Origin of the sequence: Mesorhizobium sp. M7A.F.Ca.US.007.01.2.1, assembly GCF_003998165.1 — a bacterium.
In the GTDB taxonomy this organism is placed as follows: domain Bacteria; phylum Pseudomonadota; class Alphaproteobacteria; order Rhizobiales; family Rhizobiaceae; genus Mesorhizobium; species Mesorhizobium ciceri.
In genome coordinates this window covers 1-901 of the sequence record NZ_RZQP01000497.1, presented here as the reverse complement: position 1 = coordinate 901, position 901 = coordinate 1, and the positions used below count along the sequence as shown (strand labels likewise).

2 protein-coding genes are annotated in these 901 nt (G+C 63.5%); both read left to right on the top strand.

The features are described 5' to 3' along the window. On the top strand, positions 1–376 hold a 376-nt coding region (locus EN949_RS35440), incomplete at its 5' end, for a histidine phosphatase family protein (RefSeq protein ID WP_127371992.1). A 63-nt stretch (positions 377–439) separates the two neighbouring features. Then, positions 440–901, top strand: a 462-nt coding sequence (locus EN949_RS35435) for a YcjX family protein (RefSeq protein WP_164782688.1), incomplete at its 3' end; no start/stop codon positions are given.

Here is a 901-nt window from a genome sequence, read left to right as displayed (position 1 = left end):
CCGCCTCTATGTTCCGGACCGGACGCTGTGCTCCAACGCCAAACGCGCCAAAGAGACGCTGGAAGGCCTGGCCGGCCAGACCGACACCGGCCGGGTCCTGTTCTTCGACGGGCTCTACAGCGCGGACGCGGCCGGTTATCTCAACCTTATCAAGAACAATGGCGGATCGGGCTCGTTGCTGGTCATCGGCCACAACCCGATGATGGAAGACCTTGCCATGGCAGTTTCGGGCGGCGGCGACGAGGCTGCGCGGGCCACACTGAACCATGGGTTCCCGACCGCGGGCCTGGCGGTCGTCCGCTTCGACGGCGATCTTGCCAGCGCCGCCCAAGGCACTGGCTATCTCGAAGTGTTCCTGACGCCGGCCGATCTCTGAAGCCATTTCAAAGCCTTGTTGCAGCGCCTATATCGGGCGGACCGAAGTTCGAGAGAGCATATTTTGGCATCATCGCTGACCACCTTCACCGACGAGGCGAGGATTGCCCTCGACACGCTGTCGGGCCGCGCCACCGGGCTTTTTTCCCCATCGCTGCGCCTCGGCGTGACCGGATTGTCCCGCGCCGGCAAAACGGTGTTCATATCGGCCCTTGTCCACAATTTGATCCATGGCGGGCGCCTGCCGCTGTTCGAGGCGCAGAAATCGGGGCGTATCGCGCGCGCCTTCCTCGAGCAGCAGCCCGACGACGCGGTGCCGCGTTTCCAGTACGAGGACCACATCGCAGCCTTGGTCAACGACCGCGCCTGGCCCGATTCGACGCGCGCCATTTCGGAGCTGCGGCTGACCATCGAATATGAATCGGCTTCCGGCTGGAGCCGCATGTTTTCCTCGGGCAGATTGTCGGTCGATATCGTCGATTATCCCGGCGAATGGCTGCTCGATCTGCCGCTGCTCGGCAAATCC